This is a genomic window from Tamlana crocina, assembly GCA_040429635.1.
GTDB lineage: Bacteria > Bacteroidota > Bacteroidia > Flavobacteriales > Flavobacteriaceae > Flavisericum > Flavisericum crocinum.
In genome coordinates, this window is the sequence record CP158972.1 from 121,525 (window position 1) to 140,745 (window position 19,221).

At 37.3% G+C, this 19,221-nt stretch carries 15 protein-coding genes, 2 tRNA genes and 1 pseudogene; 12 read left to right on the plus strand and 6 right to left on the minus strand.

Going from position 1 to position 19,221, the window contains the following annotated elements; all coding sequences use genetic code 11:
- The first annotated feature begins 239 nt into the window (after positions 1-239).
- The 4 genes from ABI125_00510 (at position 240) to nadD (ending at position 6,661) form a co-directional block, all read left to right on the plus strand.
- Positions 240-4,418: a two-component regulator propeller domain-containing protein gene (locus ABI125_00510; protein XCF06359.1), complete on the plus strand. Its 4,179-nt coding sequence runs from the start codon at positions 240-242 to the stop codon at positions 4,416-4,418.
- 190 nt (positions 4,419-4,608) lie between these two features.
- Complete coding sequence (locus tag ABI125_00515; protein XCF06360.1) at positions 4,609-5,466, plus strand: YicC/YloC family endoribonuclease; 858 nt, start codon at positions 4,609-4,611, stop codon at positions 5,464-5,466.
- A 12-nt stretch (positions 5,467-5,478) separates the two neighbouring features.
- The gene (gmk, locus tag ABI125_00520) at positions 5,479-6,069 is read left to right on the plus strand and encodes a guanylate kinase (protein ID XCF06361.1); all 591 of its coding nucleotides are present in this window, start codon (positions 5,479-5,481) and stop codon (positions 6,067-6,069) included.
- Positions 6,070-6,082: 13 nt separating this feature from the next.
- Entirely contained in the window at positions 6,083-6,661 is a 579-nt protein-coding gene (nadD, locus tag ABI125_00525; protein XCF06362.1) for a nicotinate (nicotinamide) nucleotide adenylyltransferase, read from the plus strand.
- 65 nt (positions 6,662-6,726) lie between these two features.
- Here the strand turns inward: nadD and lysM are convergent.
- Positions 6,727-7,200, minus strand: a pseudogene (gene lysM / locus ABI125_00530) (peptidoglycan-binding protein LysM).
- 191 nt (positions 7,201-7,391) lie between these two features.
- Positions 7,392-8,348 (minus strand): nicotinic acid mononucleotide adenyltransferase, encoded by a 957-nt coding sequence (locus tag ABI125_00535; GenBank protein XCF06363.1) that lies wholly within the window; start codon positions 8,346-8,348, stop codon positions 7,392-7,394.
- Positions 8,349-8,478: 130 nt separating this feature from the next.
- Here ABI125_00535 and ABI125_00540 point away from each other — a divergent pair, with 130 nt between their 5' ends.
- Positions 8,479-9,480, plus strand: a complete 1,002-nt coding sequence (locus ABI125_00540) for an NAD(P)H-dependent glycerol-3-phosphate dehydrogenase (protein ID XCF06364.1) — start codon at positions 8,479-8,481, stop codon at positions 9,478-9,480.
- A 33-nt stretch (positions 9,481-9,513) separates the two neighbouring features.
- Positions 9,514-9,858 (plus strand): VOC family protein, encoded by a 345-nt coding sequence (locus ABI125_00545; protein ID XCF06365.1) that lies wholly within the window; start codon positions 9,514-9,516, stop codon positions 9,856-9,858.
- Between the two features lie 67 nt (positions 9,859-9,925).
- Here the strand turns inward: ABI125_00545 and ABI125_00550 are convergent.
- From ABI125_00550 to rseP, 3 genes are all read right to left on the minus strand, one after another.
- Positions 9,926-9,997 (minus strand) — tRNA-Arg (locus tag ABI125_00550).
- A 48-nt stretch (positions 9,998-10,045) separates the two neighbouring features.
- Positions 10,046-10,119: transfer RNA gene (locus tag ABI125_00555), tRNA-Asn, on the minus strand.
- Positions 10,120-10,192: 73 nt separating this feature from the next.
- The gene (rseP, locus tag ABI125_00560; GenBank protein ID XCF06366.1) at positions 10,193-11,539 is read right to left on the minus strand and encodes an RIP metalloprotease RseP; all 1,347 of its coding nucleotides are present in this window, start codon (positions 11,537-11,539) and stop codon (positions 10,193-10,195) included.
- A gap of 163 nt (positions 11,540-11,702) precedes the next feature.
- On the opposite strand from rseP, the gene ABI125_00565 reads away from it, so the two are divergent.
- From ABI125_00565 to ABI125_00585, 5 genes are all read left to right on the plus strand, one after another.
- Positions 11,703-12,377: an SCO family protein gene (locus ABI125_00565; GenBank protein ID XCF06367.1), complete on the plus strand. Its 675-nt coding sequence runs from the start codon at positions 11,703-11,705 to the stop codon at positions 12,375-12,377.
- 243 nt (positions 12,378-12,620) lie between these two features.
- Positions 12,621-12,857 carry a FeoA family protein gene (locus ABI125_00570; GenBank protein ID XCF06368.1) on the plus strand — a complete coding sequence of 79 codons (237 nt, stop codon included), beginning with the start codon at positions 12,621-12,623 and terminating at the stop codon, positions 12,855-12,857.
- A complete protein-coding gene (feoB, locus tag ABI125_00575) occupies positions 12,850-14,949 on the plus strand; it encodes a ferrous iron transport protein B (GenBank protein XCF06369.1) in 2,100 nt (699 codons plus the stop codon). Before ABI125_00570 ends, feoB begins: the two co-directional genes overlap by 8 nt.
- Before the next feature lie 17 nt (positions 14,950-14,966).
- Positions 14,967-15,104, plus strand: a complete 138-nt coding sequence (locus ABI125_00580; protein ID XCF06370.1) for a FeoB-associated Cys-rich membrane protein — start codon at positions 14,967-14,969, stop codon at positions 15,102-15,104.
- Between the two features lie 44 nt (positions 15,105-15,148).
- Positions 15,149-16,033 (plus strand): DUF1080 domain-containing protein, encoded by an 885-nt coding sequence (locus ABI125_00585; GenBank protein ID XCF06371.1) that lies wholly within the window; start codon positions 15,149-15,151, stop codon positions 16,031-16,033.
- Positions 16,034-16,199: 166 nt separating this feature from the next.
- Here the strand turns inward: ABI125_00585 and ABI125_00590 are convergent, their stop codons facing one another.
- A complete protein-coding gene (locus ABI125_00590) occupies positions 16,200-16,853 on the minus strand; it encodes a metal-dependent transcriptional regulator (protein ID XCF07923.1) in 654 nt (217 codons plus the stop codon).
- A 93-nt stretch (positions 16,854-16,946) separates the two neighbouring features.
- Between ABI125_00590 and ABI125_00595 the strand changes: the two genes are divergently transcribed.
- Positions 16,947-19,214 (plus strand): TonB-dependent receptor, encoded by a 2,268-nt coding sequence (locus ABI125_00595; protein ID XCF06372.1) that lies wholly within the window; start codon positions 16,947-16,949, stop codon positions 19,212-19,214.
- Positions 19,215-19,221 lie beyond the last annotated feature (7 nt).

The window sequence follows — 19,221 nt, forward strand, 5'->3', positions numbered from 1 at the left end:
ATTGAAAATTCCGTTTTTACAAATTTTGAATTTACAGATTTACTCAATATTTTTAAATATAGAGTGGGCTATAAGGTATTTGTATGCTAACAATGAAATCTAGAAGTTCCTTAAACTTAGATAATGTAAAACATTAAACCAAGGTTTTTATTACAAGATAAATGATTATAACTGCAAAAAAAACTCATTTAGCTAGTGTTTTTTTTCTCATCCATATGGCCTTGTTTTCCCAATGGCGAATGCAGCAAACTGGAGTGGAAGAAGGCTTATCACACAATAGAGTTACAAGTATCATTCAAGATAGAAACGGCTATTTATGGTTTGGCACCCTAAATGGAGTTAATAAGTACGATGGTTATTCCATGAAGTTATATGACTATGGATTAGACGATAAGGGTTTAAGCAGTAGTGTTACCTTTAAATTGTTTGAAGATAAAGATGGCTATATATGGGTAGGCACAATAGCGGGTCTCAATAGAATAAATCCAGATACAGGAAAAATAGACACTTACTTTAAGGATGGCGATAGTCCAGATTTCACAGGCAAAAACAGGATATATCAGTCAGATTCGGGTATTTTATTTGTAAATTATTTTGATGGAGTTAAGTTTTTTGAAATAGACAACAAAGGAAAACTAAAATATGATTTCTTTTTGAACAAACATAGTGGGGTAAAACTCGATATTACAAACATCAAACCTTCATCAAATGGTAAATTTTGGCTCTTAACACCTACAAATGATGTCAAGGTGCACCAAATAGATTTTGAGAAAAATGGCTCTGCACCAAAACTATCTCTAAATTCTACCAATTTTACAAATTCTTTGTGCAAAAGCAATAATGTCGTGCTTGATTTTGTAGAATATCCCAAAAACACCTTGTGGGTTATAAACGATGATCTTGAACTGTTAAAAATAAAACTAAATGACAGTTTAAAAGTTGCTGAGTCTAAAAAAATTGAACTTAAAACAAGTATTTCCACTAGCCAATTTAAAGAACAACGGCTAATTAATATGTCTGGAGATAAAGAAGGTAGAATATGGATTGCAGGAAATAGGCTACTTCTTAATTATAATGTTGAATCTGGAGAGATTAAAAATTTGTCAGAAGACAAACAATTGAAAAACGTTATAGATAATCAAGACTTTCAAAAGATTTTTATAGACAATTCCAATGTATTGTGGTTATGCGCCTTAACAAATGGTCTTTTTAAAATGGATTTAGAAAGTCATTTTTTTTATAATTCAACAGAATATTTAAGTAGCGAGTATTCCTCACAGTTGTTTAAATCTGAGGTAGTCACAATCTGTGAAGACGAAAAAGGGAATTTTTGGTTTGGAACACAAGATGGCATTATTACTGCTCTAGACAAAGACTTGTTAAGAGGCAACATATCCCAAAAAACAGATTTTCCTATAATTTATTTAGACTCGATTAGTGGTATAAAAATAAATAAAGACCCTTTTTTTCCAGAAATTAAACGATTGTTCAGTGACAGAGAAGGCTCTATATGGTTAGGCGCTCTAAATGGCCTTTTCAAGATTGAATACAACGAATCATCACAAGCTTATAAAATCAAGGAAATTGACAATGTAAAAGATAATTTAGGAAATACAATCAATAGTCGAGTTTTTGCAATAGAAGAAGATCGTAAAGGAAATATTTGGTTCGGTCCATGGGAAAAAGGTTTGATAAAAATGAGCTTTAATAAACAAACCAATTCTTATTATACTGTTAATTATAATGCTTTCAGAAAGGATTCTACAAGCCTATCAAGCAATAATGTAAGGGATATTTTAGAAGACAACCAAGGGGTTATATGGATAGGTACTGTTAATGGACTGAATAGATTAAATCGTTCTTCAACTGGTGAAGTAACTTTCAAAAAATTTTATAGTGACCCTGAAGACTCGAACACTTTAAGCAATAACCATATAGTAGATATTCATCAAGCAAAAAATGGAGACTTATACATTGGCACATATGGAGGCGGTCTAAATCGCTTAAGCTATTCTAATAAAAATGATTACAAATTCACTCATTATACAGTTGAAAATGGTTTACCTAGTGATGTTATTTCTCAAATAAGAGAGGATTTTAACGGGAATATATGGTCCATACATACCAGGCAAATTTCCAAACTAAACCCTAGCACAGGGAAAATTATATATTTTGAAAAAAAAGATGGGTTTAATGTTAATCAATTTGCAGATAATGCCATGGAATTTACCTCCTCCGGAATGATGCTCGCGGGAGGCGTAGGCGGATTCACTTTTTTTTACCCAGATAATTTAACCTTTAACTCCCAGAAACCACAAGTAACCTTTACAGATTTTAAACTCTTCAATAGGTCTATAAGCGTAGGTGAAGAAATAGACGGTAAAATCATTTTAAACAAAGGAATTAATGACATCGAAAAAATTGTGCTACCTTATCATTTAAATTCTTTTGAATTGGCTTTTTCGAGCATGCATTATTCTAATCCCAAAAAAAACAGATATAGGTTTGTTTTAGAAGGTTTTGAAGAAAAGTCGCATACTACAATTGGACAAGAACGTAAATTTGCCTCTTATACCAATGTACCTCCTGGAGATTATGTTTTTAAAGTGTACGGCTCAAATAGCGCCTCAGTTTGGAGCGATGTTCCCAAAGAAGTCATGATAACAATTACGCCACCTTGGTACCTAACGACAATTGCAATCATCTTTTTTTTATTCGTTTTTGGCATATTAATTTTTGTAGTTAATAAGGTAAGGTGGAACCAAATAAAACTTAAAAACCAAATAAAACTGGAAAGCGCACTACATGAAAAATCCCAAGAGATGAACCAGATGAAATTAAGGTTTTTTACTAATATTTCCCATGAATTAAGAACACCGCTTACCCTTATAATAGGGCCGCTTCAGCAAATTATGGAAGGGAGCAGTGACACTAAGTATTTACAGCGCCTAAATGCTATCATGTATAAAAATTCCACACGCTTATTAAAGCTAATAAATCAATTACTGGATTTTAGAAGCGTAGAATCAGGAAATGTGAATTTAATCGTAGAAGAAGGCGATTTTGTGAGTTTCTTGACTGAAATTTATAATGCATTCGAAGAAATTGCATCAGAAAGACAAATAAGCTTTAAGTTTAAAACCAGTGAAAAATCTATTGAAGGATGGTTTGATAACGACAAAATAGAAAAAGTGGTCTATAATTTATTATCAAATGCTTTCAAGTTTACACCCACAGGCAGAAGTATTGAACTAATTTTAGATAAAGAAAACACAAATGGCAGTGTTTGTGCTGTTATAAAAGTAGTTGATCAGGGTGTTGGGATAGCAGCTGAAGATTTGCCAAGCGTTTTTGATAGATTCTATCAAGTTAAAAAAGAAAGCAATTCCATACAAACAGGTTCTGGTCTAGGTTTGGCCTACACGAAACGTTTGGTCGAAATCCATAAAGGAAGTATTACCATAGATAGCATTGTGGGCAAAGGCACTACATGCACGGTTTCAATTCCCATATCCAAACAAGAATACGAAGATAGCTCAATGCTGGAGACCCAACCAAATCAGTACAACTTTAGCTTTGTTAAAAATGAAGTAAAAGATTTTAAGAGTGATTTGATTTCTCCCCAAGAAAACCCCAAAAAGATTGAACACCCTAAAGAAACGCCAACATTACTGGTGGTTGAAGATAACATCGACCTGAGAAACTATTTATCAAATTACTTTGAAAAACACTATAAGGTAATAAACGCTAAAAATGGGCAAGAAGGGCTAGACCTTGCTTTAAAAATGAGTCCAGATATCATAATATCTGATTTAATGATGCCTGTTATGAATGGTGCAGAAATGTGTAAAATCATTAAAAACGATATCAAGACAAGCCATATTCCTGTAATAATTCTTACCGCCAAATTAGGATTGGAAAATGAGAAAGAAGGCCTAGAGGCCGGCGCAGATGAATTTGTTTTAAAACCCTTTAATATGGAAATCCTAAGGCTTAGGGTAAACAACATTTTAAGAACGAAACAGCAATGGGCAGAAAAATTCAAAACAAAATCCACACCTTCCAGCTGGAAAGAATTGTCCAATAAATTGGACAAAAACTTTTTAAAAAAATCCTACCAGTTTATTGACAAAAATATAGACAATTCAGATTACACAGTTGAGAAATTCTCAATAGATATGAGCATGAGTCGATCTGCACTTCATAAAAAAATAAAGTCCATTACAGGCCAATCAACCTCAGAATTTATTAGGACTATTCGAATAAAACGTGCTGCAACACTTATTGTTTCAGGGCAATATTCCATTACAGAAGTTGTTTTTATGGTTGGTTTTTCTGATATCAAATATTTTAGAACATGTTTTAAAAGGCAATTTGGTCAAACACCAAGTGAATACATTAAAAGTTTCAAAGCATAGAACTAAACACATATTCTACAACTTTCATTTAAGTCCCAATAAAAAAGTTGCTAAGTTTTTACCTACCCAAGTAAATAGCCTTAAAGGCTATATAAACTAAATTACATTTAAAACTTTAAGCATTTAAAAGCGTTTGGAATCCTTCAATTCTTTAGTTTTATTACCTTTGTGCATCTTTAAAAATGCGATTATGATCTATTCGATGACAGGTTATGGAAAATCTGTGTTGCAACTCCCCACAAAAAAAATAACCATTGAGTTAAAATCGCTTAACAGCAAAAATTTAGACTTGAATGCGCGAATGCCTTCCGTTTACAGAGAAAAAGAATTGACCATTCGGAAAAAACTCGCCAACAAGTTGGTGCGTGGCAAAATCGATTTTTCAATATATGTTGAAACCACTGCAGAAGATACTTCGTCGCAAATCAACACACCTGCCGTTAAACAATATATGGCTCAATTAAAAGAAGTTGTGGATGCCAACGAACTAGATCTTTTAAAAATGGCCATCAGGTTCCCCGATGCATTGAATACCGTTCGCGAAGAAATTGACGAAAACGAATGGCAGGCTATTGAAACAGCCGCTGACAATGCCACTGAAGATTTGATTAACCACCGATTAAACGAAGGCAAAGTGCTGGAACAGGATTTCAATGAACGGGTTATTGCTATCGATTCGATTCTTGAGCAAGTTGTTGCCATGGATCCCGAGCGTGTAAAAGGTGTTCGCGAACGATTGCTAAAAGGCGTTGAAGAACTAAAAGAAAAATACGACGAAAACCGATTTGAACAGGAATTGGTTTATTACATTGAAAAATTCGATATCACCGAAGAAAAAGTGCGCTTAAAAAACCACCTTAATTATTTTACCGATTCGATAAACTCCAAAGAATCCAACGGGAAAAAACTAGGGTTTATTAGTCAGGAAATGGGTCGCGAAATCAATACCATAGGTTCAAAAAGTAATTATGCACCCATGCAACAATTGGTGGTACAAATGAAAGACGAACTCGAAAAGATAAAGGAACAGTTACTCAACGTACTTTAAAAAAAACAAAAATTGGCAACAGGTCAAGATAAAAAACAAGGTAAACTCATTGTATTTTCAGCACCATCAGGCTCTGGAAAAACCACAATAGTTAGGCACTTGTTGGACTTGGAAGATTTGAATCTGGAGTTTTCCATTTCGGCCACTTCAAGAGAAAAACGAGGTACCGAAGAGCACGGCAAAGATTACTATTTTCTGTCGGCTAAAGAATTCAAAAGCAAAATTAAAAACGATGAATTTTTGGAATGGGAAGAAGTGTATCGCGATAATTTTTACGGTACTTTAAAAACCGAAGTGGAGCGTATCTGGGCACTGGGCAAAAACGTTATTTTTGATATTGATGTTTCTGGTGGTCTGCGTATAAAACGTAAATTCCCAAAGGAAACCTTGGCTATTTTCGTGAAGCCACCAAGTGTGGATGAATTGAAAATAAGGTTGAAAAAGCGCAAAACCGAAAGCGAGGACAAAATAAATATGCGTGTAGCCAAGGCCTCTGCCGAGCTGGCCACCGCCCCCCTTTTCGATACCATAATTATTAATGACAATTTGGACCACGCTCTAGAAGAAGCCCACGAAAAAGTCAGTGATTTTATAAATTCTTAAAACCCACCCCGTTTTGAAAATTGGTTTGTTTTTTGGTTCATTCAACCCCATTCATATCGGGCACTTGGTTATTGCCAACCACATGGCCGAACACAGCGATTTAGATCAAGTTTGGTTTGTGGTTACTCCACACAGTCCGTTTAAAAAGAAAAGCACTCTTTTAGATAATTACCAACGTCTGGAAATGGTTTACTTGGCCACACAAGATTACGACAGCCTAAAACCCAGCGATATTGAATTTAATTTACCGCAACCCAACTACACGGTAAACACTTTAGCGCATTTGCACGAAAAGTTTCCGCAGCATGAATTTGCATTGATTATGGGTGAAGACAACCTAAAAAGTTTCCATAAATGGAAAAACTATGAGGTTATACTAGAAAATCACGACCTTTATGTGTATCCGAGAATTTCGGACAATAGAATAGACAACCAATTCCACGGGCATAAAAAAATCCATTTTATCAACGCCCCAATTATGGAACTGTCTTCAACCTTTATCCGTAAAAGTATAAAAGCTGGTAAAAACGTTGAACCCATGTTGCCACAGCACGTTTGGAAATACTTAGACGAAATGAATTTTTACAGATAAAAAAGCCAGCCCATAAAAGAGCTGGCCAAAACTAACATGTCTAGCTGCTATTAACTAAGTTCTTGCTAGTCAAGTGCCGGGATTCGCAATACTTGACCGTGATAAATTTTATCTAGATCTTTAAGCATTGGTTTATTTACTTCAAAAATAACGGGGTATTTTATGGCGTTTCCATAAAATTTCTTTGCTATTTTTCCTAGGGTATCTCCGCTTACCACAGTATGAAACTACGCTTCAGGCTCTACGTTTTCAACAGTCATTTGGTCATCAACAGTGCCAATACCATTTGAGTTTCCAATTACCAACACCACTTTTTCTTTTGTAGCTTGATCGTAAGCAGCTCCTGTAACCGTAGCCTTGTTGTCGTCGATAACGATATTGAGATGTTCTACTTTTAAACCTAAATCGCTGATAGTTTCTTCTAGGTTTTGGGCACTGGCTTCTTCTAATTTTAATTCTTTTGCTGCAGCTTCAGCATTGGTCTTTCCTATGCCAAATACTTTTGCGCCTGCATTTTTAATAAACGTAAATAATCCCAAAATTTGTTTTAAGGTTTGGTACTTTTCGAAACAAAAAATAGTCACATTAAATTAAAACCAAGCTAGCCCCAACTTTAAATCACCTTAAAAAGCGATACTGAAACCGAAAGGTTAAAAAGAAAAAGAAACCGCCTAAAACAAAGTGTTTTAAACGGTTTCTAAACTAAATAACCAACCAAAAATTTTTATTATTAACCTCTTTTACTTTCTCTAGGGTTGTCCACTTTATCTTTTCTATGCTTACGCATTTCATTCTTTGGAGCAGAACGCGTCTCCTTCTTTTCTGATGATTTTAGGTATTGAATATACCCCCTGCCTTCAAATTCATATACCGTTTCAGATGCCGGGTGGAACAACTCAATCTTTCCGTCATTAATAACGCTCAATTCAAAATGTTCATTGCCCCAAGAATCATAATCTAATGTTAAAGTTTTCAGATAGAAATCTCCAGCCACATCGCCAACTCCATATACTCCCGTGTAATCCCATATTAGGTTACTCACGGCAGTTCCTGGTTCATCTTGCGAGCTTCTAAACTCGATGTCGTTGCCTCCGGCCAAAAACTGCAAGTAGTTTTCGTTATCAAACTCATTTAACGCACCGTAGTTACTGGTAAAGGTCTTTTCCCAAGCTTCATATTCCTGAAGGAAATAATGTATATTATCATAAAACACAAAATCGTAATCGAAATTATTGCGCTGGTAACCATCTAAAAAATACGAAGTATCGTTATTGGGGTTGTAAAGTTCAATGGTATTATTATCTATTTCGTACACATCAAAAGTTTCAAATCCATCAATATCGTGATTTACATCCAAAATCATTTCGTAAGCATCATACTCGCCCACATCAATACCAAAGCCGTTGCCACTATCGCCCAAACCTACAATATTGTTATTTGCATAAACGATACCGTTTCTAAACGAAATGGTAAAAGCCTTTTGCAGAAATGGCGTTGTACCGTAACCTTTGGTAGCGTTAATATCAACATACCATAATTCGTAAGCGCCCAATAATTGGTTTATTGAAATTCCGGGTTCTTCAAAATCATCTACTATTACCCGTTCTTCAACTATAACTTCACTATAGCACGATGTAAATAATGTAGCAAATAAGGCAACGCTGAAAAGTATTTTTATGGTCTTCATAATCAAACATTTTTAGGGATTCTGTTAATGGGTTTCAAAACGCGTGCCAAAAAACCCTAGGCTATTGTTTTGCAATCTTAAAAAAGCGTGATATTTTGCGTATTTTTGAAGAGAAAAGATTTTATTTTTTATGGATAAACCTTTAAAATATGCGGTTTTTGGGGCTGGTAGCTGGGCTACGGCCATTGTAAAAATGCTTTGCGAAAATTTAGATGAAATTGGTTGGTACATGCGAAGTGTTTACACCAAGGAACATTTGTTGAGAGAACAGCACAACCCCAATTATCTTAGTTCGGTGGAGTTTCATTTGGAACAATTAAAACTGAGTAACGATATCAACGAAATGGCCGAATATGCCGATGTTTTAATTTTTGTAATCCCATCTGCGTTTGTCCACAGTGAATTGGAAAAGCTGAATGTTGATATTTCCAACAAAATCATTGTCTCTGCCGTAAAAGGTATTATGCCCGAAACCGGTTTATTGGTAGGGGAACATTTTCATGAGGCTTACAATGTACCATACGACAACATTGCTGTAATTGCTGGCCCTTGTCACGCAGAAGAGGTAGCCTTAGAGCGCTTATCTTACCTTACCATTTCGTGCTCAGACGAGAACAAAGCTAAAGCCATTGCCAAAAGTTTAAGCAGCGACTATATCAACACCAAAACCAGTGACGATATTATCGGTATTGAATACGCCGTTATGCTTAAAAACATTTATGCCATTGCCGCTGGTATTGCCCACGGACTGGGTTACGGCGATAATTTTCAAAGTGTTTTAATGAGTAACTCCATTCGCGAAATGAAACGTTTCATTAAAAAAGTACATAAAATGAAACGCAACATTAACAACTCGGCTTATCTGGGCGATTTGTTGGTTACGGGCTATTCGGTTTTTTCGCGCAACCGCATGTTCGGTAATATGATCGGAAAAGGTTACACGGTTAAATCGGCACAAATGGAAATGAGCATGGTGGCCGAAGGCTATTACGCTACCAAAAGCGCCTACCAACTTAACCAAAAAAACAAGAAAAAGGCACAAACCCCTATTATCGATGCCGTTTACGATGTGCTTTATGAAAACAAAAACCCCAAAAAGGTATTTAAAAAACTCACCGAACGGTTGGATTGATTTTGTTTTTAAGAACCATTTGTTATCCGTTTTATGCCTAAAAATAGCCACATCAATTACATTGAACTCAAAGCCTATAATTTAGAGCAAACCAAACAATTTTATTCTGAAGCATTTGGCTGGGCATTTACCGATTATGGGGCGACATACATTGCCTTTGCAGATAGTGGGCTTGAAGGCGGCTTCGAGAAAACCGACCATGAAATTGTAAATGGTGCTTTGGTGGTACTTTACCATGAAAATCTTGACACTATAAAAAGCAGGATTATTTCTTACAACGGAACGATTTCAAAAGATATTTTCTCGTTTCCCGGTGGCAGACGGTTTCATTTTTTAGATCCTTCGGGGAATGAATTGGCTGTTTGGTCGGAAAAGTAAAATGCACCTATTTTAAAAGGCACACCGAAAACAAAGAGCCTTTCCACAGATTTCACTAAAAGAAGAGTGACTCCACCAGGATTCGAACCTGGATCTAAAGTTTAGGAAACTTTTGTTCTATCCCTTGAACTATGGAGCCTTTGCATAAAACAAAAAAGACCTTACATTTCTGTAAAGTCTTTGTTTGCTCCTCAGGCTGGGCTCGAACCAGCGACCCTCTGATTAACAGTCAGATGCTCTAACCAACTGAGCTACTGAGGAAGGTTTTGTTTCGCTTTTGCGAGCGCAAAGATATATATTATTTTAGTTCTCGCAATACTTTTTAAAAAAAATTTTAATTAAAAATCGCTTTATAAATATCATTGCCATTTGCAAACAACACTAAGGCTATTAAAATAAAGAAACCAACCATTTGCGCATACTCCATAAACTTATCGCCCGGCTTTCTTCCAGAAACCATTTCGTAAAGTAAAAACATCACGTGGCCGCCATCCAAGGCCGGAATGGGCAATAGGTTCAATACGCCCAACATAATCGATAAAAAGGCTGTAATGCTCCAAAACGCTTGCCAGCTCCAAAAACTCGGGAAGATATCGTAAATGGCCTTAAAGCCTCCTACGCCTTTGTAAGCCCCTGTACTTGGCGTAAAAATAGCTCCTAATTGGTCCCAATATGATGCCACACGTTCTTTGGCTTTATGCATTCCAACCGGAATAGCTTCAAAAAATCCGTAATCTTTAGTTTGGTAATCGTAATAACCCAAAGCCTCTAAAGTTTCTGGGGTTGATGCCGCAGCATACACAACCCCCAATTTCCCTTCGTCGCTAACTTTTAACGGTAACGATAAACTCTGGTTTTCACGTTTTACGGTTGCAGTTACTTCCTGACCTTTAAATTGTTCTAAACCGTCTCTAACCTGATCGGCATATTTGGTTTTATAATCGTTAAGCGCTAAAAGTATGTCGCCTTTTTGCAATCCGCTGGCCTTGTTGTAAGACGTATCCGGAACTTGCATCACAATAAATGGCTGCCTTAAGCTTATAAAACCACGTTCTTTCGAGTCCATTAACTGAGCTAAAAAGTCTTCTGGCATTGTTATGGTCGATTGCACACCATCACGCTCAATCAACACTTCTTTTCCGAATAGCACCTTTTCAGAAATCTGTGAGAAGGTTTCAATTTTTTCGCCATCAACCGCCAAAATTTTATCACCGGTTTGCAAACCTGCTTTGTTGGCTACGGTACTTTCAATGGCCAATCCGTCTTTTATATTTTCAATCGGCAATACGCTTTCTCCGTAAAAAAAGCTCATACCAATATAGATTAAAATCGCTAAAAGGAAGTTTACAGTTACGCCGCCAAGCATAATAATTAATCGCTGCCAGGCTGGTTTCGAACGGAATTCCCATGGCTGTGGTTCTTGTGCCATTTGCTCGGTATCCATACTTTCGTCAATCATTCCAGAAATTTTCACATAGCCCCCAAGCGGCAACCAACCAATACCATATACGGTTTCACCAATCTTCTTTTTGAACAATGAAAACTTCACATCGAAAAAGAGGTAAAACTTTTCAACCCTTGTTTTAAAAGCCTTTGCCGGGATAAAATGCCCCAATTCGTGCAGAACGATGAGCAACGAAAGGCTTAACAAAAACTGTGATATTTTTATAACAAACTCCATAAATAGTGTCTAACAATTTTTTTACAATCGCACAAAAGTAAGGTTTTAAACCAACTTTATAAAAGACTATTGAAGAATGCAACCGTTTTTAACTGTAATTTAAGATGGCACGAAGTGTTTTCAACAGAAAAATCGTTGTATTTTTGCTAAAATTATATTTTCAATGCTATCTTTTTTTAAGGAATACAAGCGGTTTGCTATTGTTTTTTTAGCCATTTCTGTTATTATCGTTTTTATTATTTACAATACGCTAAATGTGTACCGCCCCTTACCGATTTACCAACCAACCATGGTAAGCACCGAACTTGTTGACAGTACCCTACAATACAAAAAGAAATACCACAAAATAGCCGACTTTAGTTTAATTAACCAAAACGGAAAAACCATAACCCAGGCCGATTATAAAGACAAAATTTACGTGGCTGATTTCTTTTTTACCACCTGCCAGACCATTTGCCCCATTATGACCGACCACATGGCGAAAATCCAAAAGGAAATTTTGAACGACGACGAAATAATGCTGTTGTCGCATTCCGTAACTCCCGAAATTGACACCGTGGCACAGCTAAAACGCTATGCTAAAAAGAAAGGCGTAAACGATAAAAAATGGAACTTGGTTACGGGCGACAAAAAACAAATTTACGATTTGGCGCGAAAGAGCTATTTGGCAGTAAAGGACAATCCGTTTGACGGCCCGTACGATATGATTCATACCGAAAATTTCATGCTCATTGATAAAAAACGACAAATCCGCGGATTTTACGATGGCACCGACCCCGCTGAAATTGAACGTTTACTAAATGAAATTGAAATTTTAAAGGAAGAATACAACCGTTAAAATAGTTAGAGCCTGTTTAAGAATTTATGATTGGAATTGTTATAGACCATTTTTGATGAAGTTCGAGGCGGAATTTTTAAGCATAGCCTCAGCTACGGTTCAAAATTTCAACGCAGAAATGCACAAAAAGGGACATAAGAAAACAATTGACAAATTCCTAAACAGGCTCTTAATATTCACAACAATTTTTTTAGCCTAAATTTTTCCCTTACTTTTGCCTCTTTAAAATCAATCTAAATAAGCTTGCAGAATACCTTAGCACATTTAAAACGAGGCGAAATAGCCGTAATTACAGATGTTTCGTCCATCCATATTCCCTTAAAATTACTGGAAATGGGTTGCCTGCCTGGTAATACCGTACAGCTTGTTCAAGTGGCGCCTTTTCAAGACCCCATGTACCTTAACATTAACGGCTCGCATTTGGCCATTCGAAAAGAAACCGCTGCGCACATACTAATTGAAAAAGTGTCGCATGGGTAAACAAATTAACGTTGCCCTTATCGGCAATCCCAATACCGGAAAAACATCTGTATTTAACGCCCTTACCGGATTAAACCAAAAGGTGGGTAATTACCCGGGTATTACCGTCGAAAAAAAAGAAGGGGTTTGCAAATTGTCACGTGGATTAAAAGCCCACATTATCGATTTACCCGGAACGTACAGCCTTAATGCTTCGTCATTGGATGAGAGCGTTGTAATCGAACTCCTTTTAAATAAAAATGACAAAGATTTTCCTGATGTGGCCGTTGTGGTGAGCGATGTGGAAAACCTAAAGCGAAACTTGCTTATTTTCACCCAAATCAAGGATTTGGAAATCCCAACATTGTTAGTCATTAACATGGCCGACCGCATGGCCTACAAAGGTATTTCGTTGGATATTCCGCATTTGGAAGAACAGCTCAACACAAAAATTGCTTTAGTGAGCACCCGAAAAAAACAAGGCATCGACGAGCTTAAACAACTTATTGAAGGCTACAAAGACCTTTCGACAAAACCATGTTTGGACTCCGCTGAAATTGACAAAGATTATTTCAACAGCTTACACAAAGCCTTCCCAAACCAATTATTGTACAAACTTTGGTTGGTGATTACGCAAGATGTCAACTTCGGAAAAACCGATCGCAACGAAATTGAAACGGTCGCCAATTTTAAAACCAAAAACAAAGCTGACCTTAAGCGTTTACAGCAAAAGGAAACCATTAAACGTTACCAATTTATAAACAACGCCTTAAAAAAGGGGCATGCCATTGATGCTACCAAAGCAAAGGATTTGCGCTCTAAACTCGATAGGGTGTTAACCCATAAAATTTGGGGCTACGCCATTTTCTTTTTCATACTCCTACTCATGTTTCAGGCCATTTACGATTGGTCGGGGGTTCCCATGGATTTTATTGACGAAACTTTTGCTTCATTAAGCGAATGGTCAAAAAACCAATTGCCAGCCGGAGCTTTTACCGATTTGCTGGCCGAAGGCATTATCCCGGGACTTGGCGGCATAGTGATTTTCATTCCACAAATTGCCTTTTTGTTTTTGTTCATTTCAGTACTCGAAGAAAGCGGTTATATGAGTCGGGTAGTATTTTTAATGGATCGTATTATGCGTCGTTTCGGCCTTAGCGGAAAAAGCGTGGTGCCGCTCATTTCGGGTACGGCATGTGCTATTCCCGCGGTAATGGCCACCAGGAATATTGAAAGTTGGAAAGAACGCTTAATCACCATTTTGGTAACGCCATTTACCACTTGTTCGGCCAGACTTCCAGTGTATTTAATTATTATTTCGTTGGTTATTCCAGAAGGGCGCTTTTTAGGTTTGGGTTATCAAGCCTTAACACTCATGCTACTCTATCTTTTAGGATTTGGAACAGCGGTAGGTTCAGCCTATATTTTAAACAAGATTTTAAAAATTAGAAGCAAATCGTTTTTTGTGGTAGAAATGCCCAATTATAAATTACCTCTATTTAAAAATGTGGCTTTAACCGTGGTTGAAAAAACCAAATCGTTTGTTTTTGGTGCAGGAAAAATTATTTTGGCCATCTCCATCATTCTCTGGTTTTTGGCATCCTATGGTCCGGGCGACGATTTTAATAATGCCGAAGAGATTATCATTACCGAATACGCTTCACAGAACCTTTCGGAAGACGAACTGCAACAACACATCGCTTCATATAAATTAGAAAACTCTTTTATTGGAATAACAGGTCATGCCATCGAACCCATTATCCGTCCATTGGGCTACGATTGGAAAATTGGCATTGCCATAGTAAGCAGTTTTGCCGCACGCGAGGTATTTGTAGGCACGTTAGCAACCATCTACAGTGTGGGTAGCGACGACGAAGCCACGATAAAAAACCGAATGGCTGCCGAAATCAACCCTATTTTAGGCGGACCACTGTTCAATTTTGCTTCAGGAATTTCTTTACTCCTGTTTTATGCTTTTGCCATGCAGTGCATGAGTACTTTGGCCATTGTAAAAAAAGAAACCAACAGCTGGAAATGGCCGGTGCTGCAATTGGTGATAATGAGTTCGTTTGCGTATATTGTAGCTTTAATGGCTTTTCAATTTTTGAAATAGAAAAAAATCACCCTCCAATGAACACAATAATCCAAAATACCCTTGTAATTGCGGCCGTAGGTTTTGCCATTATATTTTTGGTTAAAAAGTTCTTTTGGAAAAAGCCTAAAAGCAAAAAGGCCTGCGGAAGCAACGGCGATTGTGGCTGCCATTAATTAATTTATCTATATTTGGTTTCATAAAACCAACAAACTAGATAATGAAACAAAAACACGTATTATTAGCCTGCTTACTTTCTGCATTTACCTTGGTGTCTTTTTCTCAAAGTTCCAAAAAATCCATCAGCTTACTCGATAAAGATTTAAGTCATTTTGATATTTGGTTGAGCATTCCGCACTCAACCGTAAAAGGACTTCCCGAAGGGACCTACCAATCAGACAAAATGAATTCGGGTGATCCCATTGGGCTAAACAACAATTTAAAAAACGTATTTTCTGTAATTGAACAAGATGGCGAACCTGTATTAAAAATTACCGGTGAAATTTTTGGCGGACTCACCACAAAAAAAGAATATGCCAATTACCATTTTAGTGCTATGTTTAAATGGGGCGACAAAAAGTGGGAACCAAGACTAGACCAAAAAAGGGACAGTGGCATTTTGTACCATTGCTACGGTGATCACGGCAGGTTTTGGAACACTTGGAAAACCAGTTTGGAATACCAAGTTCAGGAAACCGATTTTGGCGATTTTATTCCTTTAGGCGGTAATACTGCAAAACCTAAAATAGGTGCTCCCATGGTTGAAATTCGTGGCGATTTTAGTAAAGAAAAGAAATATAATCCCAATGCTGAGATGTATTCGGAAGGCAAAGGTTATATTCAAGCCGTTTCAGAACACGATGCCCCACATGGCGAATGGAACCATTTAGAAATTTACGTGGTGGGCAATGATGCCGTACACCTTATTAACGGACATGTTGTTATGGTGGTTGAAAACGCCAAAAAACACGACGGATCTATTTTAGATAAAGGCCAGATTCAAATACAAAGCGAAGCGGCCGAATGTTATTACAAACAACTTACATTAACACCCATCAAAAAATTTCCGAAAGCCATAAAAAAACAAGTACGGTTTAAAAAGTAAACCTCAGCAGACTTTAAAAAAACCAAAGGCTTCCTAAAAAGTTTAAATTGAAGTAATTTGTCACATTGAGCGCAGTCGAAATGCATTAAAGACAAAGAAGACAATGTTTTCGATTCCTCTCAAAATCACTATCCTCAAGACTTTTTAGACAGCCTCTTGTTGGTACTTATTCTTCTATAACAAACAAATTATTGGCCACAGTTTGCGAAATACTCATTTCGGCACCGTTTATTTTAATCACCATAGAATCATCAAAATCTTCGCGAGACACCACACTGATTTCCGAGCCTAACGCAATCTTATGTTTGTCTAAATATTTTAGGAAGGCCGACGAGGTATCTTTTACACCTACGCAAACCCCTTTGGCATTTTCAGTCAAACTGAACAGCAACACTTTATCCGATTTTTTAATATCGCCAGATTTATCCGGAATCGGGTCGCCATGCGGGTCGTGGGTAGGGTAATCCAACAACTTATCGAGTTCGTTAATTAACTTTTCCGATTTTATGTGCTCCAATTGTTCGGCTATTTCGTGAACCTCATCCCATGAGAAATTCAGCTTTTCAACCAAAAACACTTCCCACAACCGATGTTTTCTAACCACATCGGCAGCAATTTTTTTCCCTTTGCCCGTTAAGGTAGCCCCTTGATAACGCTTGTAATTCACATATCCTTTTTCGGCCAATTTTTTAACCATATCGGTTACCGACGAAGCCTTGGTTTCAATGGCTTCAGCAATACTATTGGTACTCACCGTTAAAGTGCCGTATTTACCCAACTGATAAATGGTTTTAATATAGTTCTCTTCCGTTAGCGTTATCATCCTATTTTAATTTAAATGCAAATATAGTTTAATCATTATTTTAAATCTATTTTTAGGTCAATCTAAATTAATATTTATATTTGCACAAAAATGCACATATATAAAAATAATAAAGTGAAAAATCTAATATTATTAATCAACCTTGTCTCATTCTCATTATTCGGACAAAACATTAGCGGCCGCGTGTTTTCAAATGGCGAGCCCTTGGCCTTCGCCAACGTATACTTAAAAGAAATTTCAAAAGGTGCCACAGCCAACGAAAATGGCGTTTTTAACATCAGCGGAATTGAGCCTGGACAATACCAAATTTCAGCGTCGTTTACAGGATACAAAACCCAAACGAAACCAATTTCTGTAAAGGGCGAAAATTTAACTTTGAATTTTCACTTGGAAGAATCGCAAATGCTCGACGAAGTGGTGGTTACCGGAACACTAAAAGCGGTTTCAAGACTGGAAAGTCCTGTGCCAGTTGAAGTGTACACTCCTACCTTTTTAAAGAAAAACCCTACGCCAAGTGTTTTTGAAGCTTTACAAAATGTAAACGGCGTTCGTCCACAAATTAACTGTAACGTTTGCAATACCGGCGATATCCACATTAACGGACTCGAAGGTCCTTACACGCTTGTGCTTATTGACGGGATGCCCATTGTTAGCGGCCTATCAACCGTCTATGGCTTATCAGGAATCCCTAATTCGCTTATCGAACAGATTGAAATTGTAAAAGGTCCCGCCTCTTCACTTTATGGTAGTGAGGCTGTTGGCGGACTCATAAATATTATCACCAAACTGCCCGAAAATGCCCCTATTGTGTTCGCAGATAGCTACGTTTCCGGTTGGGGCGAAGTCAATACCGATTTAGGTTTTAAAGCCAGATTGGGAGCGAAAACCGATATATTAACAGGAATCAATTATTTTAATTACAGCAATCCTGTTGATAATAACAACGATAATTTCACCGATTTAACGCTTCAAGACCGTATTTCGGTATTTCAAAAGTGGAATTTCAAACGAGCAAACCATCGCGTATTTTCTTTGGCAGGCCGCTATTTTTACGAAGACCGATGGGGTGGTGAATTACAATGGAACCCTTCCTTCCGAGGTGGCGACCAAGTTTACGGAGAGAGCATTTACACCAGTCGTTTTGAGGTGTTGGGAAAATACCAACTGCCCATTGAAGAAAAAGTGCTGTTCCAATTCTCATATACCGACCACCATCAAAATTCGGTATATGGCGACACCCCATATATTGCCGACCAACGTATTGGCTTCGGGCAGTTCACTTGGGATAAACCCGTAAAAAATCACGATTTATTGTTCGGTGCTGCCGCCCGTTACAATTTTTATAACGACAACACCCCTGCTACTGTTGAAGCGGACGAACTGGTAATCCCGTCCCTTTTTGTTCAGGACGAAATAAAACTGAACGAAAAACACAACCTCCTTTTGGGCGCACGCTATGACTACGACAAAAGGCACGGTAACATTTTTACACCAAGAGTGGCTTACAAATTCAAGCCTACAAAAAACGATATTTTCCGTTTAAATGCCGGCACCGGATTCAGAGTAGTGAATTTATTTACCGAAGAACATGCTGCACTTACCGGAGCTCGCGACGTCATTATTGCCGAAGCTCTAAAACCCGAACGCTCATACAACGTCAACTTAAATTATATGACGAAAATTTTCACCAAAAGCGGCGTGATTATCGGGTTGGATGCTTCCACGTGGTACACGCATTTCAACAATATCATTTTACCCGATTACGACACCAATCCCAACCAAATTATTTATGATAATTTAGACGGAAAAGCCATCACCAAAGGGGTTAGTTTAAATGTCGATGCTATGTTTTCCAACGGTATAAAGCTTTTGGCCGGAGCCACACTCCAAGATGTATCGAAAACTGAAAACGGGATTACCGAACGCCAAATTTTAACCGAAAGCTTTACAGGCACCTGGGCAGCATCATACAAAAATTACAAATACAATTTGACGTTAGATTACACCGGAAACCTTTACGGCCCCATGCGTTTACCGCTTTTGGGCGATTTAGACCCAAGACAGCCCGAATCGCCATATTGGAGCATTCAAAATATCCAACTGACTTTTGATGGTTTAAAGAACTTCGAAATCTATGGTGGCGTAAAAAATTTATTGAATTGGACACCCAACAAAGGCAACCCGTTTATTATTGCCCGTGCCCACGATCCTTTTGATGAAAACGTACAATTTGATAACGAAGGAAACGCTGTAGCTACAAACGATAATCCGTATGCCTTAACCTTCGATCCATCATACGTTTACGGACCCAATCAAGGAAGACGACTATTTTTTGGTTTACGCTATACTTTAAATTAAATTTGGT

What these genes read in the sequence shown, in the direction of transcription:
- rseP (XCF06366.1), bottom strand. Translation starts at nt 11,539, where the DNA reads ATGGAGTTTGTTATAAAAATATCACAGTTTTTGTTAAGCCTTTCGTTG.
- feoB (XCF06369.1), top strand. Translation starts at nt 12,850, where the DNA reads ATGGGTAAACAAATTAACGTTGCCCTTATCGGCAATCCCAATACCGGA.
- ABI125_00540 (XCF06364.1), top strand. Translation starts at nt 8,479, where the DNA reads ATGGATAAACCTTTAAAATATGCGGTTTTTGGGGCTGGTAGCTGGGCT.
- ABI125_00535 (XCF06363.1), bottom strand. Translation starts at nt 8,348, where the DNA reads ATGAAGACCATAAAAATACTTTTCAGCGTTGCCTTATTTGCTACATTA.
- ABI125_00595 (XCF06372.1), top strand. Translation starts at nt 16,947, where the DNA reads ATGCACATATATAAAAATAATAAAGTGAAAAATCTAATATTATTAATC.
- ABI125_00510 (XCF06359.1), top strand. Translation starts at nt 240, where the DNA reads ATGCAGCAAACTGGAGTGGAAGAAGGCTTATCACACAATAGAGTTACA.
- ABI125_00580 (XCF06370.1), top strand. Translation starts at nt 14,967, where the DNA reads ATGAACACAATAATCCAAAATACCCTTGTAATTGCGGCCGTAGGTTTT.
- ABI125_00545 (XCF06365.1), top strand. Translation starts at nt 9,514, where the DNA reads ATGCCTAAAAATAGCCACATCAATTACATTGAACTCAAAGCCTATAAT.
- ABI125_00585 (XCF06371.1), top strand. Translation starts at nt 15,149, where the DNA reads ATGAAACAAAAACACGTATTATTAGCCTGCTTACTTTCTGCATTTACC.
- ABI125_00565 (XCF06367.1), top strand. Translation starts at nt 11,703, where the DNA reads ATGCTATCTTTTTTTAAGGAATACAAGCGGTTTGCTATTGTTTTTTTA.
- ABI125_00515 (XCF06360.1), top strand. Translation starts at nt 4,609, where the DNA reads ATGATCTATTCGATGACAGGTTATGGAAAATCTGTGTTGCAACTCCCC.